At 58.2% G+C, this 21,640-nt stretch carries 20 protein-coding genes; 13 read left to right on the top strand and 7 right to left on the bottom strand.

Annotated elements, in window-relative coordinates; genetic code table 11:
* The first annotated feature begins 375 nt into the window (after positions 1-375).
* The 3 genes from QFX07_RS08110 (at position 376) to QFX07_RS08100 (ending at position 3,573) form a co-directional block, all read left to right on the top strand.
* Entirely contained in the window at positions 376-837 is a 462-nt protein-coding gene (locus tag QFX07_RS08110) for a DUF4870 domain-containing protein (RefSeq protein ID WP_279741518.1), read from the top strand.
* Positions 838-1,073: 236 nt separating this feature from the next.
* Positions 1,074-2,366, top strand: a complete 1,293-nt coding sequence (locus QFX07_RS08105) for an adenylosuccinate synthase (protein WP_279741516.1) — start codon at positions 1,074-1,076, stop codon at positions 2,364-2,366.
* A 169-nt stretch (positions 2,367-2,535) separates the two neighbouring features.
* Positions 2,536-3,573: a magnesium and cobalt transport protein CorA gene (locus QFX07_RS08100; RefSeq protein ID WP_279754973.1), complete on the top strand. Its 1,038-nt coding sequence runs from the start codon at positions 2,536-2,538 to the stop codon at positions 3,571-3,573.
* Between the two features lie 37 nt (positions 3,574-3,610).
* On the opposite strand, the gene QFX07_RS08095 is transcribed toward QFX07_RS08100, so the two are convergent.
* On the bottom strand, positions 3,611-4,294 hold the full coding sequence (locus QFX07_RS08095) for an integrase (protein ID WP_279754974.1): 684 nt from the start codon (positions 4,292-4,294) through the stop codon (positions 3,611-3,613).
* 391 nt (positions 4,295-4,685) lie between these two features.
* On the opposite strand from QFX07_RS08095, the gene QFX07_RS08090 reads away from it, so the two are divergent.
* Positions 4,686-5,585 carry a YwqG family protein gene (locus QFX07_RS08090; protein ID WP_279741510.1) on the top strand — a complete coding sequence of 300 codons (900 nt, stop codon included), beginning with the start codon at positions 4,686-4,688 and terminating at the stop codon, positions 5,583-5,585.
* A gap of 137 nt (positions 5,586-5,722) precedes the next feature.
* Here QFX07_RS08090 and QFX07_RS08085 read toward each other — a convergent pair whose 3' ends face one another.
* Positions 5,723-7,324, bottom strand: a complete 1,602-nt coding sequence (locus tag QFX07_RS08085; protein ID WP_279754975.1) for an ATP-binding protein — start codon at positions 7,322-7,324, stop codon at positions 5,723-5,725.
* A gap of 385 nt (positions 7,325-7,709) precedes the next feature.
* On the opposite strand from QFX07_RS08085, the gene QFX07_RS08080 reads away from it, so the two are divergent.
* The 5 genes from QFX07_RS08080 to QFX07_RS08060 all read left to right on the top strand — a co-directional run bounded on the left by QFX07_RS08080 (position 7,710) and on the right by QFX07_RS08060 (position 12,386).
* A complete protein-coding gene (locus QFX07_RS08080) occupies positions 7,710-9,152 on the top strand; it encodes an O-acetylhomoserine aminocarboxypropyltransferase/cysteine synthase family protein (RefSeq protein ID WP_279754976.1) in 1,443 nt (480 codons plus the stop codon).
* A complete protein-coding gene (locus QFX07_RS08075) occupies positions 9,152-9,658 on the top strand; it encodes a CoA-binding protein (RefSeq protein ID WP_279741505.1) in 507 nt (168 codons plus the stop codon). Before QFX07_RS08080 ends, QFX07_RS08075 begins: the two co-directional genes overlap by 1 nt.
* A 470-nt stretch (positions 9,659-10,128) precedes the next feature.
* On the top strand, positions 10,129-10,947 hold the full coding sequence (locus QFX07_RS08070) for a transporter substrate-binding domain-containing protein (protein WP_279754977.1): 819 nt from the start codon (positions 10,129-10,131) through the stop codon (positions 10,945-10,947).
* 22 nt (positions 10,948-10,969) lie between these two features.
* Complete coding sequence (locus tag QFX07_RS08065; protein WP_012904266.1) at positions 10,970-11,644, top strand: amino acid ABC transporter permease; 675 nt, start codon at positions 10,970-10,972, stop codon at positions 11,642-11,644.
* Entirely contained in the window at positions 11,637-12,386 is a 750-nt protein-coding gene (locus QFX07_RS08060; RefSeq protein WP_279754978.1) for an amino acid ABC transporter ATP-binding protein, read from the top strand. The genes QFX07_RS08065 and QFX07_RS08060 overlap by 8 nt, the downstream gene beginning before the upstream one ends.
* Before the next feature lie 100 nt (positions 12,387-12,486).
* Here the strand turns inward: QFX07_RS08060 and QFX07_RS08055 are convergent, their stop codons facing one another.
* From QFX07_RS08055 to QFX07_RS08045, 3 genes are all read right to left on the bottom strand, one after another.
* Positions 12,487-13,281 (bottom strand): trimeric intracellular cation channel family protein, encoded by a 795-nt coding sequence (locus tag QFX07_RS08055; RefSeq protein ID WP_279741499.1) that lies wholly within the window; start codon positions 13,279-13,281, stop codon positions 12,487-12,489.
* A gap of 288 nt (positions 13,282-13,569) precedes the next feature.
* Positions 13,570-14,100, bottom strand: a complete 531-nt coding sequence (locus QFX07_RS08050) for a carboxymuconolactone decarboxylase family protein (RefSeq protein WP_279741498.1) — start codon at positions 14,098-14,100, stop codon at positions 13,570-13,572.
* 3 nt (positions 14,101-14,103) lie between these two features.
* Entirely contained in the window at positions 14,104-14,685 is a 582-nt protein-coding gene (locus QFX07_RS08045) for a peroxiredoxin (RefSeq protein ID WP_279741496.1), read from the bottom strand.
* Positions 14,686-14,935: 250 nt separating this feature from the next.
* On the opposite strand from QFX07_RS08045, the gene QFX07_RS08040 reads away from it, so the two are divergent.
* Complete coding sequence (locus tag QFX07_RS08040) at positions 14,936-15,568, top strand: GNAT family N-acetyltransferase (RefSeq protein WP_279741494.1); 633 nt, start codon at positions 14,936-14,938, stop codon at positions 15,566-15,568.
* A gap of 50 nt (positions 15,569-15,618) precedes the next feature.
* Here QFX07_RS08040 and QFX07_RS08035 read toward each other — a convergent pair whose 3' ends face one another.
* A complete protein-coding gene (locus QFX07_RS08035; protein WP_279754979.1) occupies positions 15,619-15,936 on the bottom strand; it encodes an acylphosphatase in 318 nt (105 codons plus the stop codon).
* A gap of 262 nt (positions 15,937-16,198) precedes the next feature.
* Here QFX07_RS08035 and QFX07_RS08030 point away from each other — a divergent pair, with 262 nt between their 5' ends.
* Together QFX07_RS08030 and QFX07_RS08025 are read left to right on the top strand one after the other, a co-directional pair.
* Positions 16,199-17,782 carry a DHA2 family efflux MFS transporter permease subunit gene (locus tag QFX07_RS08030; protein WP_279754980.1) on the top strand — a complete coding sequence of 528 codons (1,584 nt, stop codon included), beginning with the start codon at positions 16,199-16,201 and terminating at the stop codon, positions 17,780-17,782.
* A 340-nt stretch (positions 17,783-18,122) separates the two neighbouring features.
* Positions 18,123-19,247 (top strand): zinc-dependent metalloprotease family protein, encoded by a 1,125-nt coding sequence (locus tag QFX07_RS08025; RefSeq protein ID WP_279754981.1) that lies wholly within the window; start codon positions 18,123-18,125, stop codon positions 19,245-19,247.
* Between the two features lie 116 nt (positions 19,248-19,363).
* On the opposite strand, the gene QFX07_RS08020 is transcribed toward QFX07_RS08025, so the two are convergent.
* Positions 19,364-20,215: a transcriptional initiation protein Tat gene (locus tag QFX07_RS08020; protein WP_279754982.1), complete on the bottom strand. Its 852-nt coding sequence runs from the start codon at positions 20,213-20,215 to the stop codon at positions 19,364-19,366.
* 234 nt (positions 20,216-20,449) lie between these two features.
* Here QFX07_RS08020 and QFX07_RS08015 point away from each other — a divergent pair, with 234 nt between their 5' ends.
* Positions 20,450-21,538, top strand: a complete 1,089-nt coding sequence (locus tag QFX07_RS08015) for a C4-dicarboxylate ABC transporter substrate-binding protein (RefSeq protein ID WP_279754983.1) — start codon at positions 20,450-20,452, stop codon at positions 21,536-21,538.
* The last annotated feature ends 102 nt before the right edge of the window (positions 21,539-21,640 follow it).

The following is a 21,640-nucleotide window of genomic DNA, read 5'->3' as shown; positions in this document are numbered from 1 at the left end:
ATTGCGTCAGCGGAGACGGGGTATGCCGAGTACTGGTACTACCTGGTGTACACCGCCGGCCGGATGGCTACGCGGACATCGAGGGATTCACAAAACAACAGAGTAGCCCCAGAACCGTATAACGACCTGCCCCTCCACGCACGTAACACCGCGTGGAGGGGCAGAGGCGTCTTTTTCTTGTCATATTCGGGTTTCTTCGCCTGCTGTCCGGCGAGGGTTAATATTCCATTTACCTTGCCTTGATAGGGTGAAACCATCACAAGCGTTGCGACCAAGCAGAGCGAGGCGGGCACCCGCCGAAAACGGCGAGTTATTCTGCTGCCGCGCCTCAACGATTAGCTGTATCCACTCATCGATAGATTAAGGAAAAGAACGATGTCCCAGCACCCTGAACAGTACAACCAGTACTCCCAGCAGGCACCCTCCTACTCGCAGGCGCCGGGTCAGCCCAACGGTTACGTGGTTTCCTCCAAGGATGACCAGAACATGGCGATGCTCACACACCTGGCTTCTGCAATTCTGTCGCTACTGTCTTTTGCAACCGCAAGTATTCTCGCACCGCTGGTGATGTGGTTCATCTACAAGGACAAGCCCGGTTACGGTTTCACTAAGGAATCGGCACGTCGTGCGTTCAACTTCAACTTCTCCCTGTGGCTCATCAGCATGGCGTCCTGGGTGCTGATGGTGGTGACCTTCGGCATCCTGGGCATCATCCTGTGGGTTGTCCCGCTGGTTGTGTCTATCCTGATGGTTATCTTCCACAGCCTGGCTGCTCTAGCTGCAAACCGCGGTGAGCAGTACACCTACCCGATGACCTTCATCGAGATCCTCAAGTAGTCTTCACGGCTCATATCGGTAGCGCCCCCGTCTGAATATTGGATGGGGGCGTTGCCGTGCTCGGTGAAGCTCACCGGCACCGTATTCGGCATGCCTATCGACTCGTTACACGGGACTTAAAGGGGTGGGCACGGTATCATTAGAAGAGCTGTGCCTACCCGGATCATGAGGCGGTAGGTCGCCGCCGCGCCGTGAAATCCGGTGCGTATCTTCAAGGCTTTCAAGGAGCACAAAAAATGTCAGCTGTCGTGATTGTGGGCGCCCAGTGGGGCGATGAGGGTAAGGGCAAGGCAACCGACCTGCTCGGACCCCGCGTAGACTACGTGGTCAAGCCCAACGGCGGTAACAACGCCGGTCACACCGTGGTGGTGAACGGCCAGAAGTTTGAGCTGAAGCTGCTGCCCGCGGGTATCCTGAGCGATAACGCCGTCCCCGTGATTGGTAACGGCGTAGTTGTTAACCCTGAAGCTCTTTTCGCTGAGATTGACGGCCTTGAGGCTCGTGGTGCTGATACCTCCCGCCTGAAGATTTCCGCTAACGCACACCTGGTCGCACCCTACCACCAGACCATGGACAAGGTGACCGAGCGTTTCCTCGGCAAGCGTGCTATCGGCACCACTGGCCGCGGTATCGGCCCCGCCTACATGGATAAGGTTGGCCGCCTCGGCGTGCGTGTTCAGGACATCCTGGACGAGTCGATTCTGCGCCAGAAGGTTGAAGGTGCACTGCGCCAGAAGAACGAACTGCTGGTGAAGGTCTACAACCGCCGCCACGTTGAGGTCGATGAAATCGTCGAGTACTTCATGTCATACGCTGAGCGTCTGAAGCCGATGATTGTGGACACCACCCAGCTGCTGAACAAGGCACTGGACGAGGGTAAGACCCTGCTGATGGAGGGCGGCCAGGCAACCTTCCTGGACGTTGACCACGGCACCTACCCGTTCGTGACCTCCTCCAACCCGACCTCCGGCGGTGCATGCGTCGGTTCGGGCGTGGGCCCGACCCGCATCTCCCGCGTGATTGGTATTCAGAAGGCGTACACCACCCGCGTGGGTGCTGGTCCCTTCCCGACCGAGCTGTTCGATGAGATGGGCGAGTTCCTGCGAACCACCGGCGGCGAGTTCGGTGTGAACACTGGCCGCCCGCGTCGTTGCGGCTGGTACGATGCCGTGCTGGCGCGTCAGGCTGTGCGTATCAACGGCTTCACCGACCTGTTCATCACCAAGCTGGACGTCCTGACCGGCCTGGATAAGATCCCGGTTTGTGTGGCTTACGATGTTGACGGTGTGCGCCACGACGAGATGCCGATGACTCAGACTGACTTCCACCACGCTAAGCCGATTTTCGAGTACTACGACGGCTGGACCGAGAATATTTCGGATGCGAAGAGCCTGGATGAGCTGCCCGAGAATGCCCGTAAGTACGTGCTGAAGCTGGAAGAGATTTCCGGCTGCCGTATTTCTGCGATTGGTGTGGGCCCGGATCGTGACCAGACCATTGTGGTTCGCGACCTCATCAACGAAAACTAATCTAATAAGCTAAATACGTGAACCCCCGGAGGGTACCTTATAGGTGCCTTCCGGGGGCTTTTCGTATGCTGGGTGCACGCGCGGTACATGTGACCGGGTAGGGCGTGTGCCGTATGCTGGAAAGAGCGCCTCGCACACGTGGTGCAAAAGCGTTCAGAGGAGGACAACGATGACCTACATTACCGGAGCCATCTACCCCAGCGGAGACCGTATCCGCATAGGCGCACCCGAAGAAGAAACCCTCAACGCCTACCAGCAGCCTAACACCGCTGTCGCCCTCGGATACGCCAACCCCGACATCTACGAACTGTACGGCCTGCAAGAAACCTTCAATCTGCACGAACTCGCCATCGAAGATGCCGGACGAGGCCACCAGCGCGCCAAACTAGAACGATACGGCGACTCCCTCTTCACCGTCATCCGCCCCGCTATCTACCTCGACAAAGAAGAAGAAGTGCGCCTCAGCGAACTGCACCTCTTCACCGGCCCTCGCTACACCCTCGCACTCGTCCGCGACGAACAACGCAACAACCAGCGCATCAACGACCAGTTCAACCTGTTCTACGCCACCCCCGACGCATCCCCCGCTCGACTGCTGCACCGTATCCTCGACAGCACCGTCGACGGGTATGCACCCGTGCTGGACGGCCTCGAAAACGACAGTGACGAAATCGAAGACATCCTCTTCTCCACCAATGAGCGACGAGACGCCAACACCCTCGCCCAGCGCATCTACGAACTGCTCAACCAGGTTATCGACTTCCAGCGTGCCTGCCGACCCCTCGAATCCATGATTGGCCGTATCATCGAAGGCATGCGCACCGGTGCGCTCGACCCCTCACCCTACCCGGGCGCATCCGACGAAGAAAAGAATGAAGAAGCGGTTGAGCTCGCCCGGCAATTCCGCAACGTGCTCGACCACGTAACACAAACAAAAGAACGCCTTGAAGACCTTCGTAGCTCTCTCGAAAACGCTCTGCGCGTGCACGATACCCTGCTCGGTCAGCAGCAGAACGATGACACTAAGAAAATCTCCGCCTACGCGGCGCTGCTCATGGTGCCCACCATCGTTGGCTCGATCTACGGCATGAACTTTGAGGTCATGCCCGAACTCAAATGGCAGTTCGGCTACCCCGCCGCGCTGTTGCTCATGGTGGGTTCTTGTCTGCTCCTCTACTGGTTCTTTAAGAAGAACAAATGGCTCTGATATGCGTGTATGCCGGATATGGCATACACGATATACCTTATGCGGCGCGGTCGTACTGGGCACGCATTGCGCGGCGGCAATCACGACGCTCACGCTTGAACTTCTTATACACAGCCTCCGAATCGGCAAACATGTAGAAGTCCTTCGGCTCAGCCGACAGACCCAAAGTCGACAGCTCAACCAGCGACAGCATCGCGTAGAACACCTTGTGGTGCAGCTCAAAATCGCAGGCCCCCGGAGCGGACTCCACCGCGAACACACCGCCAGTGCACTCCAGCACGCGCATCGCCCAGTGCTGAGTCCACAGGTCACCATTGACCGGGCTCACACCCAGGCGAGTCAACGCCAGGCCGGTACCCTGCACACGCTCAAAGCGCAGGCACATCTCCAGGTCCTTCTCCAGGGGGAACACGAACAGCAGAGCGTTCTGCGCCGCCGCACGTAGCTCAGCCAGGTTCGCCTCGTAACCGGAAGCGCCCTGAGTCAGGTGACGCATCACGCGGTCCATAGTCGAGGACACCGGCGCGGTGCGGAAGCACGAACCGTCAGCCACCAGCTGCTTCAGAACGCCGCGGAGCTCCTCCACGTTGAAACGCTCCATACGAACGATGGTGCCCGCCTGCATTAGCAGGTTGAACTCTGCATCACGGCACAGCTGCTCATCTGCGGTGCAGGAAATCTCTGCGTTTGCGTACTGGCTCTCGTGAGTGGTGTTTTCCATGACCGTTCCTTCCGTAGATGCTGAATTAACCTAGCGGCAACACCGCAGGAGACGGCGTGTCCGGTCGGAAGGATCGTCCCTTCCAACACCTACACTCTATGAGCGACCCCTGACACGATAAGCAGTTTTTAATCTACCCCGGGGTAAAACTGGGAAAATTCTGAAAAATTCTGAAACCGCCCGTAAAACACAGAAAACCGGGTGCTTTCCTATGCGGCCGGAATCGGCGCTTTCTGCACGCCATGCACCTGCTTTTTGCCCGCTGGATGCACTCGTGACCGGAATCGGTGCGTGCCCGCCCGAAATAGGGTCTAATGGGGGCAGAAAGGCGCAGCGGTATCGTTGCCCGCGCCTTCCACACCGAATAATTCACCGACGAAACGAACACATCATGCCGAGGAACAAGCCCTCAGAAGAGACCCTGGCGCAGGTACGCCGCGTCATCGACGCACTCAACGAGCGTGGCGCCCGCAAGCAGGCGATCCGTCTGAAGGTAACCCGCCCCGAAGCGCCGCTGCCTCAGACTGCTTCTAAAATTGATGGCCGCCCGTACCTGCCCGCCGGCGAGTTGCCGCCGACCAATGAGAAGGGGGAGCCGCTGGGCATGATTGCGCAGATTAACTGCGCCGACCTGCCCGAAAACAATATCTACCCGGCGACCGGTCTGCTGCAGTTCTGGATTAATCCCAATGACGAAGAATGCTTGTGGGGTTACGACTACGAGAAGCCGCTCTCGCAGAAGAACCACCGCGTTATCTACTACGAGACTCTGGGTGAGCCGAACCCGGATGCTCTCTTCCCCAACGTTGACTGGGACGAGGGCGGCTGGCCTCTGGGACCTGATGGTAAGGGTGTTTCTGAGGAGACTGCCGAGTACGCACTTGCCTTCGAGACCTGGGAACAGGGCTTCCTGGACGGTGGCTTCGAAATCTACGACCAGTTCGCTGACGCCTGGGATGAAATGTACCCGGACCAGAAGCTTCCTAAGGAACCGAATGCACGAGATGACGCCTCCTACAACCTGCTGGAGCCCTTCGAATCGGAGGAGAGGGATTACTCGCATATCGGCGGCTACCCTTCATTCGTGCAGGAGGATCCGCGCGATGAGTTCGAGGAGCTGCGCGGCCACACTGTGAACCTGCTGACCATCGAATCGGAGTGGGGTGAGGACGCAGAGGAGGGCGTGTACGTGATGTGGGGTGATGCCGGTGCGGCAAACTGGCTGATTACTCCGGAGGCGCTTGCCGCCCGCGATTTCTCGCAGGTCGTCTTTGAGTGGGCTTGCGGCTAAAGCCCTGCCGCTAAGCCGGGGTTGCCTTCAACGCCGCCTCGGTTAGTTACTGACTCGGCTAGCTACGCACCAGGGGAGGGAAATAGAGAATATCCGCTCTATTTCCCTCCCCTTTATGTACCTTTTATCGGGCACGTCTAAGCAGCGCGATATTTACGGTTCTTACTACGCGGCGGAGCCGTCGGGACAATCAGCTTCGCATCCACAAGACCGCGCAGGTCATTCGTAATGGAAGTACGTGAAGCGCCCCGCCCCCAATGCTCCTGGATAAATGCCGCGGAAACCGCCTCGCCCTGTGCACGCAGACCGCGCACAATGCCGGCCTGGCGTTCACTGAGGCCGTCAAGCGACGCATAGGCCCCCGCCAGTTCGACGGTGTCGGCTGAATGTTTGTTTTCGGAAGGGGTTACTTGCTGAATCTTATCCTCAGGCGCGGTCTTCTGCTCCGTAGAAGACACACCCTGCGGAGGCTGCATCAGAGTGACCTGCACATAGAGTAGACGGTCAGCAAACTGGGGAGCGGGCAGACCCGCATCCTTCAGCGCTCGCAGAACCGTGGGAATACCGGAAGCCCTATTCTCTGCAATCAAACGCCCCGTACCCGGGTCGGGCAGATCAGTCAGAATGCTTGCCAAGTAGCTATTGCGGGTTGAAGAAACACCGGGCTGACCGAAATCTCGGATAGTTACAGCACCGTAAATACCACCCGGGCTACGCACCACCAGGCGGTTGGTGTAGAGCTCAACCTGCACCTGCGAGCCGCGCGCACCAGGGGAGTAGTCGCGGTGCATGAGGGCGTTGACCAGGAGCTCGCGGATAGCCTCCAGCGGATACTCGTAGCGCTCAACCCGCCCGATACCGCTGCTGTTGAGGCCCTCCATCGTGGATGTTTTGCGCATATTGCGAACCAGAACGCCCATAGCTTCATCCAACATGGAGGGGATAGGGCCGGTACAGCTGTGATTGTCCAGGAAACGTCGACCGTCCTCGGTGACCTCACCAAGCTCTTCACCGGGAAGAACAACAACGCTCATCATCAGCTGTGGGAAGAACGCCTGCGGGTATGAACCCATAGCGAGAAGCGCTCCAAGAGTGGGCACTTCTCGGCCCTGAGAATCGATGCGTAGAATGCGTGCCTGCAGAAGAACCTCACGGTCAGAAAGCGCCGCAAAAACACGAGGCTGCTCCTCGCGCAGGCGAGCGACATAGGCACTCACAAGGGTGGGGGAGAAGTCTTTGAAGCTTGCCTCACTAATCAGCTCCTCGTCATAGCGGGGCTGACTGCGGTTCTCTAGGAGGCGGTCAATCTCGTACTTAGTCAGGCGAATATCGGCCTCTCCAACACGCTGGTAGGAGCCGTTATACATGCCGTGTGCTTCGATGTAGTAGGGCTTCTGCGTCGGGTCGCCGGGGAGTACATCGATGCGCACGATACGGCGCTGGCCCTCTACTGGCTCAATGTGAATATCTGCCGGAGGTCGAGGCGTAATCTTGGAACGGATTGCCTCAACAGATGCATCATGGACTGCCTGTGCGTTGAAACCTTCAACCGGCTGTAGACCTTCTGTCGGGTCGGTGAGGCCGAGAAGAATGGTGCCACCGTCTCCATTAGCGAAGGCGCTAACGGTTTCAAGAACAGACTTGGGGAACCCGCCAGCTGCAGCTTTGACTTCTACCTGTCCGTTTTCAGCCTGGCTACGGCGTAGGTTTTCGATGAGTTCGGCGGTGTTTGTTTCCATGTATGCTCCCGATGGCTACTTCTTGGTGAACGTCATAGCAAGGTCATAACAGCATCATAACAAGACTTGTCATGATGTTGTTATGATCCTGCGATGATGTTGATATGATGCGGTATCTTCATCACTCTTAGAATCTTGAAAATCCCGGAAAAGCAGGCTAAAACTGGGTATTTTTATCGGTCTCATTGACCGCGCATCATATCAGCCGTCATAACAGAAGTTGTTATGACGGCTGATATGATGCCCCGTCATAATCCGCAATAAACGACATATAGGTACCCGCACTTGGTGCACCCCGCCGCCGGTGGCACAGTATAAAGTCGAGCCACTATCGACTCCCCGCACACAGGCGGGCAGATACAGCAGATACACCAGGAGCAAACCAATGGCTGAACACACTTTCGGCTTCCGCACCCGCGCACTACACGCGGGCGGCACCCCCGACGCTGAGCACGGTGCCCGCGCGGTCCCTATCTACCAGACCACCTCCTTCGTCTTCAAAGACGCTGACGACGCTGCGAACCTCTTCTCCCTGCAGAAGTACGGCAACATCTACTCGCGCCTATCCAACCCCACTGTCGCCGCGCTGGAGGAGCGCATCGTCTCCCTCGAAGGCGGTATCGGTGCGGTAGCAACCGCCTCCGGTATGGCTGCCGAGTTCATCACCTTCGCGGCTCTGTGTCAGCAGGGCGACCACATTGTTGCTTCTTCGCAGCTCTACGGCGGCACCGTCACCCAACTGGACGTGTCCCTGCGCCGCTTCGGCATTGAGACCACCTTCGTTCCCGGAACCGACCCCGCCGACTACAAGGCGGCACTGACCGAGAACACCAAGGCAATCTACACCGAAATCGTGGCGAACCCCTCCGGTGAGGTTGCCGACCTGGAAGGCCTCGCAGAGGTCGCACACGAGGCAGGCATCCCCCTGGTCGTGGACGCAACCCTGTCCACCCCCTACCTGATTCGCCCCATCGAGCACGGCGCGGACATCGTCATCCACTCGGTCACCAAGTTCCTGGGCGGTCACGGAACCACCCTCGGCGGTATCGTCGTCGAGTCCGGTCGCTTCAACTGGGGTAACGGCAATTTCCCGTCCATGACCGAGCCGGTTCCTTCCTACAATGGTGTGTCCTGGTGGGGTAACTTCGGTGAGTACGGCTTCCTCACTAAGCTGCGTTCTGAGCAGCTGCGTGACTTCGGTCCGTCGCTGAGCCCGCAGGCCGCGTTCAACCTACTGCAGGGTGTTGAGACCCTGCCGCAGCGCATGGATGCGCACCTGGCGAACGCTAAGCAGGTTGTCGCCTGGCTGGTTGAGGATCAGCGTATCGCCTACGTGAACTACGCTGGCCTGCCCGACCACCCGCACCACGAGCGCGCGAAGAAGCTGCTGCCGCTGGGTGTCGGTTCCGTGTTCTCCTTCGGTGTGAAGGCGACCGAGAAGGCATCCGGCCGCCTGGTCGGTGGCGAGTTCATTGGCGCCCTGCAGCTGGCAAGCCATCTGGCGAATATTGGTGACTCCCGTACGTTGGTGCTGCACCCGGGTTCGACCACGCACCAGCAGCTGTCGCGTGAGCAGCTTGAAGCTGCTGGCGTCGGTGAGGACCTGATCCGTATCTCGGTGGGTCTGGAAGACGTTGAAGACATCATTTGGGACCTGGACCAGGCGCTAACCTACGCAACCGGTCTGAACCACGCTGGCGAGCGTGTTGGAGAGTCCAGCGCAGACAAGATTGTGGTGGCTGAGGAAGCGGTTGCCGCTGCTAAGGCCGCCGAGGACGCTGCTGGCGCGTCCTGCTCCCTGCCTACTACCACTCAGGAGGAAAAGTAATGACTGAGAAGCGTACCTGGGTGGGTCCTTCCGCCCCTGAGCGTCTGAACATTCTGCGTAATACCCGCACGATTGCGATTGTGGGTATGAGCGATAAGATTTCGCGTGCTTCGTACTTTGTGGCGACGTACCTGCAGTCGGCGTCACCGTACAAGCTGTACTTTGTGAACCCGATTCTGGCGGCAAAGGGCAAGCTGGTTCTGGGTCAGCCTGTGTACCCGTCGCTGCAGGACTTGCCGGAGGTCCCGGATTTGGTGGAGATTTTCCGCCGTAATGAAGACCTGCCGGGTGTGGTTCAGGAGGCTGTGGATCTGGGTGTGAAGACCGTGTGGATGCAGCTGGGCTCCTGGAGTGAGGAGGCTGCCGCGATTGGTGAGGCTGCCGGCCTGAACGTGGTGATGGATAAGTGCGTGAAGATTGAGCATGCGCGTTTTCACGGTGGTCTGCACCTGGCTGGTTTTAACACGGGCGTGATTTCTTCGAAGCGTCAGGTGCTGTCGAAGTAAGCAGCCTGTGCTGTATAAGCCGCTGTAGCTTGTAATTACAAAAATTAGGTGCTTGTCAGTGCTTGAACGATAAGGGGCGTACCCGGGGTGACTCCCGGGCGCGCCCCTTATCTGTGCCCGGTGGAGCATCCGGTGTGCTGTGGGTGAGATTGAGGGCCTAGCATCGCCCCTTGTGGAGAGCAGTTCAGCTTTGAGGTAAACCTTACCTCTATGTTCTGGGGTGCTGAACCGGTATCCTAGTGTGGAGCCCGGCGGCCGGCACACAGCACACACGCGTACCGACCGCCGGGTTTTCCTCTCTCACAGATTGTGACGGAATGTTACGTTGAATTCTTTCCTACCGGGAATAGCTGTACGATAGCCAGCGTTGCACCCGCAGAGAGGGACACACCGCATGATGCCCCCGGGTTACCGCAGGGCGACAACCCGCAACTACAAGAGCATCAACCACCACACGAAAGAAGAACAACATGTCCGCAATGATTAACCGCCGCACTGTCCTCGCAGGCTCCGCATTCACAGGCCTAGCTGCACTGCTCGCAGCGTGCGGCTCCAATGGCAGCAGCACCGCATCCAGTACCAACAAGTTGGAGGCTATCAAGTCTGCCGGAAAGATCCGTGTGGGCCTGGAGGGTACCTACCGCCCCTTCTCCTTCCACGACTCGAACGGCACCCTGGTCGGTTTCGAGAAGGAAATCATCGACCTGGTCGCTAAGGACCTGGGCGTCACCGCAGAGTTCACCGAAACCCCCTGGGATTCCCTAATCGCCGGCGTGGGCGCTGACCGCTACGACATCGTCATCAACAACGTTTCTGCAACCGATGAGCGTAAGCAGAAGTATGACTTCTCCGTCCCCTACCTGTACTCCGAACCGAAGGTCGCGGTGAAGAAAGATTCTTCCCTGCTGAACGTGAACGAGATTTCCGGTCACTCCTCGGCGCAGTCTGAGACCTCGAACTTCCGCAAGATGGTGGAGGCGAAGGGCGCCTCAATCGTGGTTGTTTCCGGTTTTGATGAGGCTATCGAGCAGGTCCTCTCGGGCCGTGCAGAGATGACCGCGAACGACTCCGTGTCCTTCGCTGAGTACTTCAAGGAGCACCCGGACGCTAACCTGCGCCTGCTCTCCGGTGACCTGGGCACCGGCAGCAACTCCTCCATCCTGTTGCCTAAGGGTCAGGATGCCCTGCGTAATGCTATCGACGAGTCGCTGAAGAATCACCTGCAGAACGGTGACATCAAGGCGATTTACGAGAAGTACGTAGGCGAAGACCTCTCCCCGAAGAACTAATTAAAGGAGCTGAGTTCCGTTTATGGAACGCTACCTGAATCTTTGGGCTGAGTCCCTGCCCCAGCTGCTGGGTTCGACCCTGGCAGTGACCATTCCGCTGTCGCTGATTTCTTTCGCGGTGGCGCTGCTGGTGGGCATTGTGTCTGCGGGCGCGCGCACGAGCCGCTTCGCACCGGTGAACTGGCTGGCGTGGGTGTACATTTGGGTTTTCCGCGGTACCCCGCTGCTGGTGCAGCTGTTCATCGTCTTTTATGGTCTGCCGAAGGTCGGGATCGCCCTGGATGTGTGGAGTGCCGCAATCATCACGATGAGCCTACATACCGGCGCGTACGTGGCGGAGACGTTCCGTTCCGCGGTGGCGGCTATTCCGCGTGGCCAGTTCGAGGCGGCGGCAACCCTGAACTTCACCCGCATGCAGACCCTGCGCCACGTGGTCATTCCGCAGGCGGTGCGTATCGCTCTGCCGAACCTGGGCAACAACTTCATTGACCTGATTAAGGGCACCTCGCTGGTGTCGGTCATTTCGATGGTTGACCTGTTCCAGACCGGTAAGCAGATCGCATCGCGTACCTTCGAGCCGCTGGCAATGTACTCCGAGGTCGCCATCATTTACCTGGTGATTTTCACTCTGCTGACCGCCGCACAGTCGGCGCTGGAGAAGTACAGCAACCGTTACGTGAGGAGCAACAATGCTTAGCGTTGAATCCCTATCGAAGAGCTTCGGTGAGACGCAGGTGCTCAAGAACATTAGCCTGGATATCCCCGACGGTGAAACCACGGTTATTCTGGGCCCCTCCGGTAGCGGTAAGTCGACTCTGCTGCGTTGCCTGAACCTGCTGGAAACCCCGCAGTCTGGCACGCTCATCATTGACGGTGCGCAGGTGGACTACAGCCAGAAGCTCACCGACGTGCAGATGCGTGATATTCGTTCCCGTTCTGCGATGGTGTTCCAGCAGTTCAACCTGTTCCCGAACTACACGGCGTTGAAGAACGTGGCGCTCGCCCCGACCCTCAACGGCACCCTGAGTGCTCAGGAGGCTCAGGAGCGTGCCCGCGAGCTGCTGGCGAAGGTGGGTCTTGCCGACAAGGTGGATTCCTACCCGGACGCCCTCTCTGGTGGCCAGCAGCAGCGTGTGGCGATTGCCCGCGCCCTGGCACTGGAACCCTCCTACCTGCTCTTTGATGAGCCGACGAGTGCGTTGGATCCCGAGCTGGAGGCGGAGGTTATCCGCGTGCTCATGCAGCTGGCGAAGGAAGGCCGCTCCCTGGTTATCGTGACGCACAATATGGCGTTTGCGAAGAAGGTCGCGGACCGTATCGTGTTCCTGGAGAACGGTACCCTACGCTATAACGGTGAGCCGACCGGTTTCTTTGCTTCGGATGATGAGCGTATCTGTAAGTTCTTGACCGTGTATGACAGCACTGAGTACACGATTTAGTTGTACTGCATATAGTAAATGTGGGCTGATTTCTGCTCATCAGATGATTATCTGATCAGCAGAAACCAGCCCACATTCTATATACAGCATATATTGGTTTTTACTCTGAAAGTCCCTTAGAGCGACGATACTCCTCCAACTGCTCAGCATTAATCACCTCAAGCTGCTCAGTGAGTGGAGCACCGGGCGCCCAGCCCTCATTAGCAACGGTGGTGCGGTCCTCCTGCTTACCGAAAGTGAAGAGACGCGGGCGAGGCACACGTAGCTCAGCCGGAGTGGTAGGCAGTTGCCAATTCTTCGCGTGGGCGAGTACACCCAGCACCAAACACAGCAGAATGGACAGACCCATCGCCAGGTTCGGGCGGTGGAATAGGCCAGTCACGAGGGCGGTCTCGGCGGCCCCCACAAACGCGACCGTCGCATACAGGGAGTTGCCACCAAAAATTGCCGGAATGCGGTTGACCATAATGTCACGGATAACGCCGCCGCCGACCGCGGTGGTCACACCCAGTGCAATAGCGGGCAGCCAGTGCAGACCCAGGTTCAGGGACTTAATGGTGCCAGTTGCCGCCCACGCACCCATACCGATGAAGTCGATGACGAGCATGGTTCGGGTTGCCCAGCGGGCACTCAAATCGATGCTGTACGCCAGAATTGAGGAGCCGATAGCGCCTACCCAGTAGCCGCCGTCGGTGAGTGCCACCGGCAGACCAGAGTTGAGTAGGATGTCACGGATCATACCGCCGCCCATACCGCAGGCGACTGCGAGCAGCAGGAAGCCCACAATGTCGAATCGGAAGGCGCGCGCCACAGCACCGCCGAGCAGGCCGTTAGCGACAACGGCGGCAATGTCGACGATGCGGAATACCTGGTCCGGGTCAAAGAGCTCGTGCATGGGCGTTCTCCTGCGTACGTGATACGTGTGCTGTGGGGTGCGGGTAAGGCGCGCACGGTGGGCGGGTCGGGTGACGACGTTATCACCGCATCCGGCTCTGTCTGCCTGTGCGCGTACCTGAAATGGCACCGATTTATTGTAGACCCGCCCCCGCCTCTGCTCCTAGTTAAGAGGCGCTTGTATCAAGGCTGTTTGAAGGCCGGGGCTTGAGGGCATAGCGGAAGCGGCGCATCCGACCCGTGATGGGTGGATGCGCCGCTTCTGTGTAAGCTCTAACGCTTAGTGGGTTTAGCCCAGTGCCTCAGCCAGCTGAATGCCCTGTGCCACGCCACCGAGGGTTGCAGCAATACGGATCAGGTCGTTGACTTGTTCCTTGGTTGCGCCCTCTTCACGCAGGGTGTGCTCGTGAGCCTCAACGCAGTGGGAGCAGCCGTTGACTGCGGACACTGCCAGTGCGAACATCTCGAAGTCCAGCTTCTCAATGCCACCGTTCTTGCCGATGATCTGCATGCGCAGGTTTGCGCGCTGGTCATCGTATGCACCGTTCAGGAAGCCACGGGTGCGGTAGAAGATGTTGTTCATGCCCATGATGGTTGCAGCGCCCAGAGCAGCCTCGTAAGCGGTGTCGCTCAGGTGCTCCTTAGCCTCTGCAGCAATCTCAACAACAACAGAGTCAACCTTGGTTGCTGCTGCGGTTGCGAGGATTGCACCCCAGAGCTGCTGCTCGGACAGGGAGGTGATGCGGGGCAGAGAGGACAGGTTGAGGTTCATGTCCTTCGCGTAGGAAGGCAGAGCCGAACGCAGGTTATCGATGCTCATGGATTACTTCATCTCCTTGAATGCGTCGATGGTCTCTGCACCCTTCTTCCAGTTGCATGCGCACAGCTCGTCGGACTGCAGTGCGTCCAGCTGGCGAAGCACCTCGTCGGTGTTACGGCCGACAGAGTCAGCGGTAATGGAGACCGACTGGATGGTGTTGTGGGGATCGATGATGAAGGTTGCGCGGTCTGCAACGCCGTCCTTGTTCAGGATGCCCAGTGCGCTAACCAGCTCACGCTTGAGGTCGGATGCCATGACGATGGGCAGGTCCACGAGCTCTTCGTGAGAGCGGCGCCATGCGTAGTGGGTGTACTCGTTATCAACGGAAACGCCGATCACCTGGGTGTCACGTGCCTCGAACTCGTCAGCAAGCTTGCCGAATGCAGCAATCTCGGTGGGGCAAACGAAGGTGAAGTCCTTCGGCCAGAAGAAGACGACGCGCCAGGTGTCTTCGTCCAGACCCTCGGAGGATACGGTGGTGAAGTAGTCTTCGGGGGCGTTTGCTTCGATGTCAGCGAGCTTACCCGGGACAACGCCGGTGAGCTCGTATTCGGGGAACTGGTCGCCGATGGTCAGAACTGCCATAGTGTTCTTCTTTCTGATTTGTGTCGCGCGACGAGAGTGCGTGGCGCTTGTTCTAATAGTGCCCAGTGAACGGGCCTGATAACTATTTTATTATGAATAATTCATAATAATCAAGTGGCCTTGGAATAAAACCCGAAGGTTTAACTATGATATGCATCACTGAATATTCCGGGGTATTCGAAAAGTTTCTACCCGTGCAAATTGCCAGGCGCAAATCCCACTTACAAACCCCAGGGGTTAAGCTCGAATCATGACCCCTGAACACAGTGACTTCTTAGAAGACAGCGAATATGTAGAGCCTGGCCAACCCGAACTCATTACCGAACGCCTCACCCTGCGCCACCTGCGCGAGGCGGATATCCCCGACATCGTGGAATCCTGCCGCGATGAAGAAATCCTCCGCTACACCCGCATTCCCTTGAACTACACGCACGCCGACGCCGAGGACTACCTGCTCACCACTGCCCGCCAGATTGCCGTCGGACAGATTCAGCGTTGGGCGATTGACGCCTCCGGCGTGTTTGCCGGGACCATTGAATTGCGTCTGGTTGACGGAACCCCCGAAGGCCCCGGAACTCGCGCCGAACTGGGTTATTACGCCGCCCCGAAGGCGCGCGGAAAGGGTTATATGACCGAGGCTCTGCGAGCCGTCCTCGGCTACGCTTTCGACCCGCTCGGGTTGGGTCTTGATACCGTCCGCTGGACCGCCCTGGCGGGTAACGAGGCCTCTGAACGAGTGGCGGTTAAGGTGGGTTTCACCGGCATCTATGACGATATTGACCCGAACTCCGGTCGCCCCGACGAGAACGGTCACCCGGTGCAGCATCGGGTACGCCGAGCTGATATGAACCGCGCACAATTTGTGGCGCTCTGGGCTAACTAAACTGCGCTCTGGATGTAACGTGCACGAGGTTGAGTGGGAACCCGTAAAAACTACCTGATGCCGAAGCCGCGGAATGAGCCGCTCGGCTCCTCCCACTCGACAAGTACCTCATCCACGCGTCCGGCGGTGTCGTCACCGTGCAGCACATCCACCAGGCGAGTGCAGGAGGCGGCGGTACCTTCCGCAACAACTTTTACGCGCCCGTCGTCCAGGTTTTCGGCGTAGCCGGTTAGGCCCATAGGCTTTGCGGTTCCGGCGCACCACCAACGGAAACCCACACCCTGCACCTTGCCGCTCACGAAAGCGACGAGGCGGATTTCGGCGGGTTCTGCCGGGGTGCGGTCGGTGAAGAAATCAAAGAAACCCATGGGCCCTCCCGGGGACATCTCATTGAGGGTGGTCTGATGGAGTGAGCGCCGATGATGGCGCTCTAACAGTTTCTATAGCTTTAGTTTAGAGGGTGCGGGGTGCCTGTTGCCTGGTTGCCCTGCATATGCGCCGTGAAGAGTTGAATAAGGGTAGAGCAACCGAAGCCGCGCTCTGAAAAGGAGTAACATTAGGGACATTCACTAAGCGGCAACCCTGACCACACAGATACCTATCCGTATACAACCCATCCCTGGAGGATCATTGAGTTCACGCCCTAAAAAAGCGCCTCTTGTCGGTAACCCGGCAAAGACACCCTACAAGCCCTGGCCTGCTCTCTGGTCCCTCGTCGTTGGCTTCTTTATGATTCTTGTGGATGGCAATATTGTCACCATCGCCCTGCCGCATATGCTGCAGGATTTGGAGGCGTCCCTGTCGGAGGGCATGTGGGTGACGAGCGCCTACCTGCTGGCGTATGCTGTGCCGTTGCTCATCACCGGCCGTATGGGTGACCGCTTCGGTCAGAAGAACCTGTACATGATCGGTATGGGTATTTTTACGCTCGCTTCCCTGTGGTGTGGTCTGGCGGCGGATGTTGAATCGCTCATCGCTGCCCGCGTGGTGCAGGGCCTGGGCGCATCGTTGATGACCCCGCAGACCATGTCTCTGATTACGCTGATGTTCCCGCCGAATGCGCGTGGTGTTGCCATGAGTATTTGGGGTGCGACCGCGGGTATTGCCGCGCTGGTCGGCCCAATTCTGGGCGGAGTGCTGGTGGATACCCTCAGCTGGGGCTGGATCTTCTTCATAAATATTCCGGTCGGCATTCTGGGTATGTTCCTGGCGTGGCGTAATGTGCCGGTGTTCGAGCAGAAGAAGCACAGCTTCGACTGGTTAGGTGTGGTGCTTTCGGCGATTGGTCTGTTCCTGCTGGTTTTCGGTATTCAGGAAGGCACCACCTACGATTGGGGTATCATCACTGATTCGTTCATGGGCACCGGCATTGCGGTGAGCGTGTGGGGCCTGATTATTGCCGGCATTATGGTGCTGGCGCTGTTCATTGGTTGGCAGGCTATTAACTCGCGTGAGCCGCTGGTTCCGCTGAGCCTATTCAGTGACCGTAACTTCTCCGTGTCGAACGTGGGTATCGCTGTGATGGGCGTGGTTGCTATCAGCATGGCGTTCCCGCTGACCCTGTACCTGCAGCAGGTGGAGGGCCTGAACCCGACTGAGGCGGCACTGATGACTGCACCGCTAGCTCTGTCCTCGGGTGCGTTGGCACCGGCGGTGGGTGCGCGCCTGAACCGCTATGACCCGAAGTGGATTGCGGTGATTGGCTTTACGCTGTTGGTTATCGGTTTTGCTTTGCTACGCCCGACGATGGTTGTTGACGGCAACCTGTGGCTGATGGTTGGCCCGATGATTATTCTGGGTGCGGCAAACGCCTGCATCTGGGGTCCGTTGTCGGTGTCTGCGACTCGTAACCTGCCGCCTGAGCGTGCCGGTGCCGGTTCGGGTGTGTACAACGAGACCCGCCAGATGGCGTCGGTACTCGGTTCGGCTGCAATCACTACGATTATGGCTTCTGCAATTACCTCGCATCTTTCCGCGTTGGGTCCGGCTGTCGCAGCGGGCGGTAGCTCTCACGGCGGTGCTGGAGGCGGCGTGCTTCCGCAGATCCTGCGTGAACCCTACGCGGCGGCAATGGCGGATTCCATGATGTTGCCCCTGGTCGCTTCGGTTGTGGGTGCGGTTGTGTGCCTGTTCTACGCCTCCGCAAAGACCTCCGGGGCGAAGGCTGCCGCGCAGAACGCTGAGGCAGAGTCTGAGGTAGAAAACACTATATAGAGGCTTATCAGAGCGCTTTTACGTAATGTTCGCCATGTCAACGCAAATACGGTGCGTACACCGGGACAAGGCATATAAGCGCTGTGTATGATGAAGCGAGGTCATTGTTGCTCTGAGGTGTCAAAACCTCACGAAAAACAGTGACCCGCTGTTCTTTTAAGCGGCATCCCGCGCCACCATACTTGTTTGGGGTGCCGTACTACAGTGCATACATAATTCACTCTCACGCATCGGCTGCGCCTGATGATCCAACGGTTCACTCAACGCCACCCACGGCTACTCGCATCATCACGAGGGTCTTCGCGCACATCCATGCGAACAAACACAAGAAGAGATACAGATGCCTTTCTCCTTTTCTACTCGAGCGGCACGTACCGCGCTTGCCTCGGCGGCTCTGCTGGTGCTCGGTACTGTAACCGCACCTGCCGCTAATGCATACAACCCTGATATTGACGGCGACGGCATCCCCAACACCTGGGAGATGAAGGGCTATGACGCCGATGGCGACGGTAAGGTAGACGTGGACTACCCCGGTATGGGCGCTAGCCCGCTGAAGAAGGACCTCTTCGTGGAGATGGACTACATGCCCGACCTGCTCGCCAGCGAGGATGAGCTCGACCGCATTACCGAAATCTACGCGAAGCTACCGATCCGCAACCCCAATGGCACCACCGGCATTAACATTCACCTGGACGCCGGTAGTGCCCGTAGCGCCAAGTACAACCTAGGTGGCGGCAATGAAGTGGCGCACGAGCAGCTGGACGATAAGATGCAGCGCTGGGGTGATCTCTACATCGAAAATATGGATCCGAACCGTCGCAGCGTCTTCCACTACATGATTTGGGGCGACTCCTACGGCGATAAGGGCTCCTCCGGTCAGGGTTATATGGGCGGTCGCGGCTTCATCGTGACCGTTGGCCCGCGATTCTGGGGTAAGTCCGCAACCTCCGATGTTCGCGTGGCAACCTTCGTGCATGAGCTCGGCCACAACCTCGGTCTGGGCCACGGTGGCACCGATGACGTGAACTACAAGCCGAATTATATGAGCATTATGAACTACCGCTACCAGCTGCGTGGTCTGGAGCGTGCAGACGGCACGAAGTACTTCGGCTACTCGACCCGCGCCTACAAGGATCTGGACGAAACTAAGCTAGACGAGAAGACCGGCTTCGGTCGTAACGCCTATGGTTTCTACTACAACGGCAAGCCCGCGTGGGAAGCTATAGACTTCAACGGTAACGGTAAGATTGACGACGAGCCGGTTGAGGCGGACATTAACGGTGACGGTAAGAAGACCGTGCTGACTGCGCCGAACGATATGAAGACCTTCAAGCTGCAGGCTCAGGGCAAGGAAGTTCAGCGGGGTGCGTACTCTCCCGAGGCAGAGCTCTCTGGCGAGATTGAAGACAACGAAATAACCGCTGAGTACGCTCGTGCTGAGGGTTTGGTTCCCGCGAAGGACTAGCCTCTAGCGGCTACCAGCGGTAACCGATAGGCCAAGCTTCCTCAATAGCGCAGGTCAATAGCACAGGGGCCCGGCATCCGTTATGGATGCCGGGCCCCTCGTTTATGTTTGTCCCTTTAGCGGGTGATGGTTGCCGAAGCTCTCAAACCAGCCAGGTTCTTGAAGGTGTACTCGCCACCCTCGGTCAGCTGCATTGCGACACTACCGCTGGTAATCTGAGCGGTGGTGGTCAGGGTGTAGCTGGAGGTTACCTCGGTGAAGTACACCGGAACCAGCGAAGCCAGCACCTGTGCGTAGCTCACGCCGTCCTTCGCGGTGGCTTCCAAGAAGTCGGAGGTGCGGATGTCTAGTACACCGGTCCAGACGTTGTTCTCGATGATCGGCTCGTAGAACTTTGCCGTGTATGCGACGCCGTTGAACGCCGCCACGGCGGGGTTGTTGGTCTTCGCGCCGCCCTCGCTCTTGGCGAGTGCGGGGATCTCAACGTCGTTATCGATGTCCCACAGCAGCGGGTCGGTGACATCCTCGGCGGTGGGGAAAGTGAACTCGAAGGTCACCTGCAGGTGCGCGGAGCCGTACAGCCAGGTGCTACCCTGGAACTCGCCCTTGGAGTTGATGGGTGCGGAAATCCATAGGCCCGCACCACCGTACAGGCCTGCGCCGACGCTACCGCCGGGGGTGAAGGCGCCGCCGCCGGCACTCTGCGGGGTGGTGGAGGTTGCGGTGATGTTGGGTACCTGCACGGTGTAGGAGTCCAGACCGTAGCGGGTGTCAAAGTCGTTGGTGGGGTTCGAGTTGAACGCCTGGGTGAAGACACCGAACTTTAGAGTCGGGGTTTCCTGCGCATCGGTGGACGCCGCGTAGGCGGGTACCGCCGCTGCGGTTGCGATGACGGGGGTGCCCCACACGGCACCCTTGATGAGGGCGCGGCGGTTCAGGCCATTAGTGATGTTCGGCGAAGAAGTCATGGATCTCTCTTGTTATGAAGAATGCGGTGATGCATGTGATTTGAATTACTGATACTCTAATGTAATTCAGCTCATCTTCAAAATTATCTCAACTTTTACCTCAATGTATGAACATTGTGGCACCCAGCTCACATAGCGAGTGAAACGGGAGCATTATGGAAACTGTGGAGGACGTCCTCCCGGAAAACTCCATAGAAACACTACCGGTCACCACACACACTTAAGGAACACAATATGGCATTTATGAAGAGCGCACGCATCACGCTCGCCTCCCTCTCAGTGCTCTGCTTGGGTACTATTGCAGCCCCCGCAGCAAACGCCTACAGCCCCGATATTGACGGCGACGGCATCCCCAACACCTGGGAAATGAAGGGCTACGACGCCGACGGAGACGGCAAAATCGACGTCGACTTCCCCGCAATGGGCGCAGACCCCAACCACAAGGACATCTTCGTTGAGATGGACTACATGGCTGGCCTGCTACCCAGCGAAGACGAACTGGACCGCATCACCAAGATTTATGCCGACCTGCCCGTGCGCAACCCCAATGGCACCACCGGCGTGAACATTCACCTGGACGCCGGTAGTGCCCGCAGCGCCAAATACAACCTCGGCGGCGGCAACGAAATCAGCTACCAGGAACTCGACAGCGAGTTCAAGGCTCTCCACCGCATCAAGGCAACCGAAGGTAAGTTCAACCCCGCCCGCGAAGGCACCTTCCACTACGTCATCTGGGGTGACTACTACGATAACGGCACCTCCTCCGGGATCGCTAACTTCGGTGGTCGCAACCTCATGGTCACCGTCGGCCCGCACTTCTGGGGCAAGGCAAGCAGCGACATCCGCGTGGCAGTGTTTGTGCACGAGCTCGGCCACAACCTCGCCCTGAGCCACGGCGGCTGGGACGAAATCAACTACAAGCCCAACTACTATAGCGTCATGAACTACCAGTACACCCTCACCGGCGTGCCCATGGCTGACGGTAGCCGCTACTTCGGCTACTCCACCGCAGAGTATCGCATGCTCAACGAGGCGAAGCTGTACGAGGCACGCGGCTTTGGTCCCCGCGCGGCTGGATTCCTGTACAAGGGTAAGCCCGCCAACCAGCCGATTGACTTTAACGGCAACGGTAAGATCGACACCGAGCCGGTGTCCGTGGACCTCAACGGTGACGGCATGATTACCAACCTGGGCGCGGCAAACGATATGAAGGTGCTCCGCTTCCAGGCGACCGAAAACCCGGAGAAGGGCAAGGGCCCCGAGCACATTGAACCGAGCGGCATTACCGCTGAACACGCTCGTTCGCTGGGCCTGATTAAGTAGGCTGACTGATCGGAATCTAACCGGTCTGCACACTGCTGATAAAGAGCCTCGTCAGCTCAGTAAAATAGCAAGGCGCGGATACCGAATCATTATTCGGTATCC

It is taken from the genome of Rothia similimucilaginosa (assembly GCF_029850985.2).
Taxonomy (GTDB): Bacteria; Actinomycetota; Actinomycetes; order Actinomycetales; family Micrococcaceae; genus Rothia.
This window is presented reverse-complemented; position numbering and strand designations above follow the sequence as displayed.

What these genes read in the sequence shown, in the direction of transcription:
- QFX07_RS08060 (WP_279754978.1), top strand. Translation starts at nt 11,637, where the DNA reads ATGCTTAGCGTTGAATCCCTATCGAAGAGCTTCGGTGAGACGCAGGTG.
- QFX07_RS08070 (WP_279754977.1), top strand. Translation starts at nt 10,129, where the DNA reads ATGTCCGCAATGATTAACCGCCGCACTGTCCTCGCAGGCTCCGCATTC.
- QFX07_RS08035 (WP_279754979.1), bottom strand. Translation starts at nt 15,936, where the DNA reads ATGGGTTTCTTTGATTTCTTCACCGACCGCACCCCGGCAGAACCCGCC.
- QFX07_RS08105 (WP_279741516.1), top strand. Translation starts at nt 1,074, where the DNA reads ATGTCAGCTGTCGTGATTGTGGGCGCCCAGTGGGGCGATGAGGGTAAG.
- QFX07_RS08040 (WP_279741494.1), top strand. Translation starts at nt 14,936, where the DNA reads ATGACCCCTGAACACAGTGACTTCTTAGAAGACAGCGAATATGTAGAG.
- QFX07_RS08110 (WP_279741518.1), top strand. Translation starts at nt 376, where the DNA reads ATGTCCCAGCACCCTGAACAGTACAACCAGTACTCCCAGCAGGCACCC.
- QFX07_RS08020 (WP_279754982.1), bottom strand. Translation starts at nt 20,215, where the DNA reads ATGACTTCTTCGCCGAACATCACTAATGGCCTGAACCGCCGCGCCCTC.
- QFX07_RS08025 (WP_279754981.1), top strand. Translation starts at nt 18,123, where the DNA reads ATGCCTTTCTCCTTTTCTACTCGAGCGGCACGTACCGCGCTTGCCTCG.
- QFX07_RS08045 (WP_279741496.1), bottom strand. Translation starts at nt 14,685, where the DNA reads ATGGCAGTTCTGACCATCGGCGACCAGTTCCCCGAATACGAGCTCACC.
- QFX07_RS08095 (WP_279754974.1), bottom strand. Translation starts at nt 4,294, where the DNA reads ATGGAAAACACCACTCACGAGAGCCAGTACGCAAACGCAGAGATTTCC.
- QFX07_RS08090 (WP_279741510.1), top strand. Translation starts at nt 4,686, where the DNA reads ATGCCGAGGAACAAGCCCTCAGAAGAGACCCTGGCGCAGGTACGCCGC.
- QFX07_RS08015 (WP_279754983.1), top strand. Translation starts at nt 20,450, where the DNA reads ATGGCATTTATGAAGAGCGCACGCATCACGCTCGCCTCCCTCTCAGTG.
- QFX07_RS08055 (WP_279741499.1), bottom strand. Translation starts at nt 13,281, where the DNA reads ATGCACGAGCTCTTTGACCCGGACCAGGTATTCCGCATCGTCGACATT.
- QFX07_RS08085 (WP_279754975.1), bottom strand. Translation starts at nt 7,324, where the DNA reads ATGGAAACAAACACCGCCGAACTCATCGAAAACCTACGCCGTAGCCAG.
- QFX07_RS08050 (WP_279741498.1), bottom strand. Translation starts at nt 14,100, where the DNA reads ATGAGCATCGATAACCTGCGTTCGGCTCTGCCTTCCTACGCGAAGGAC.
- QFX07_RS08075 (WP_279741505.1), top strand. Translation starts at nt 9,152, where the DNA reads ATGACTGAGAAGCGTACCTGGGTGGGTCCTTCCGCCCCTGAGCGTCTG.
- QFX07_RS08080 (WP_279754976.1), top strand. Translation starts at nt 7,710, where the DNA reads ATGGCTGAACACACTTTCGGCTTCCGCACCCGCGCACTACACGCGGGC.
- QFX07_RS08065 (WP_012904266.1), top strand. Translation starts at nt 10,970, where the DNA reads ATGGAACGCTACCTGAATCTTTGGGCTGAGTCCCTGCCCCAGCTGCTG.
- QFX07_RS08100 (WP_279754973.1), top strand. Translation starts at nt 2,536, where the DNA reads ATGACCTACATTACCGGAGCCATCTACCCCAGCGGAGACCGTATCCGC.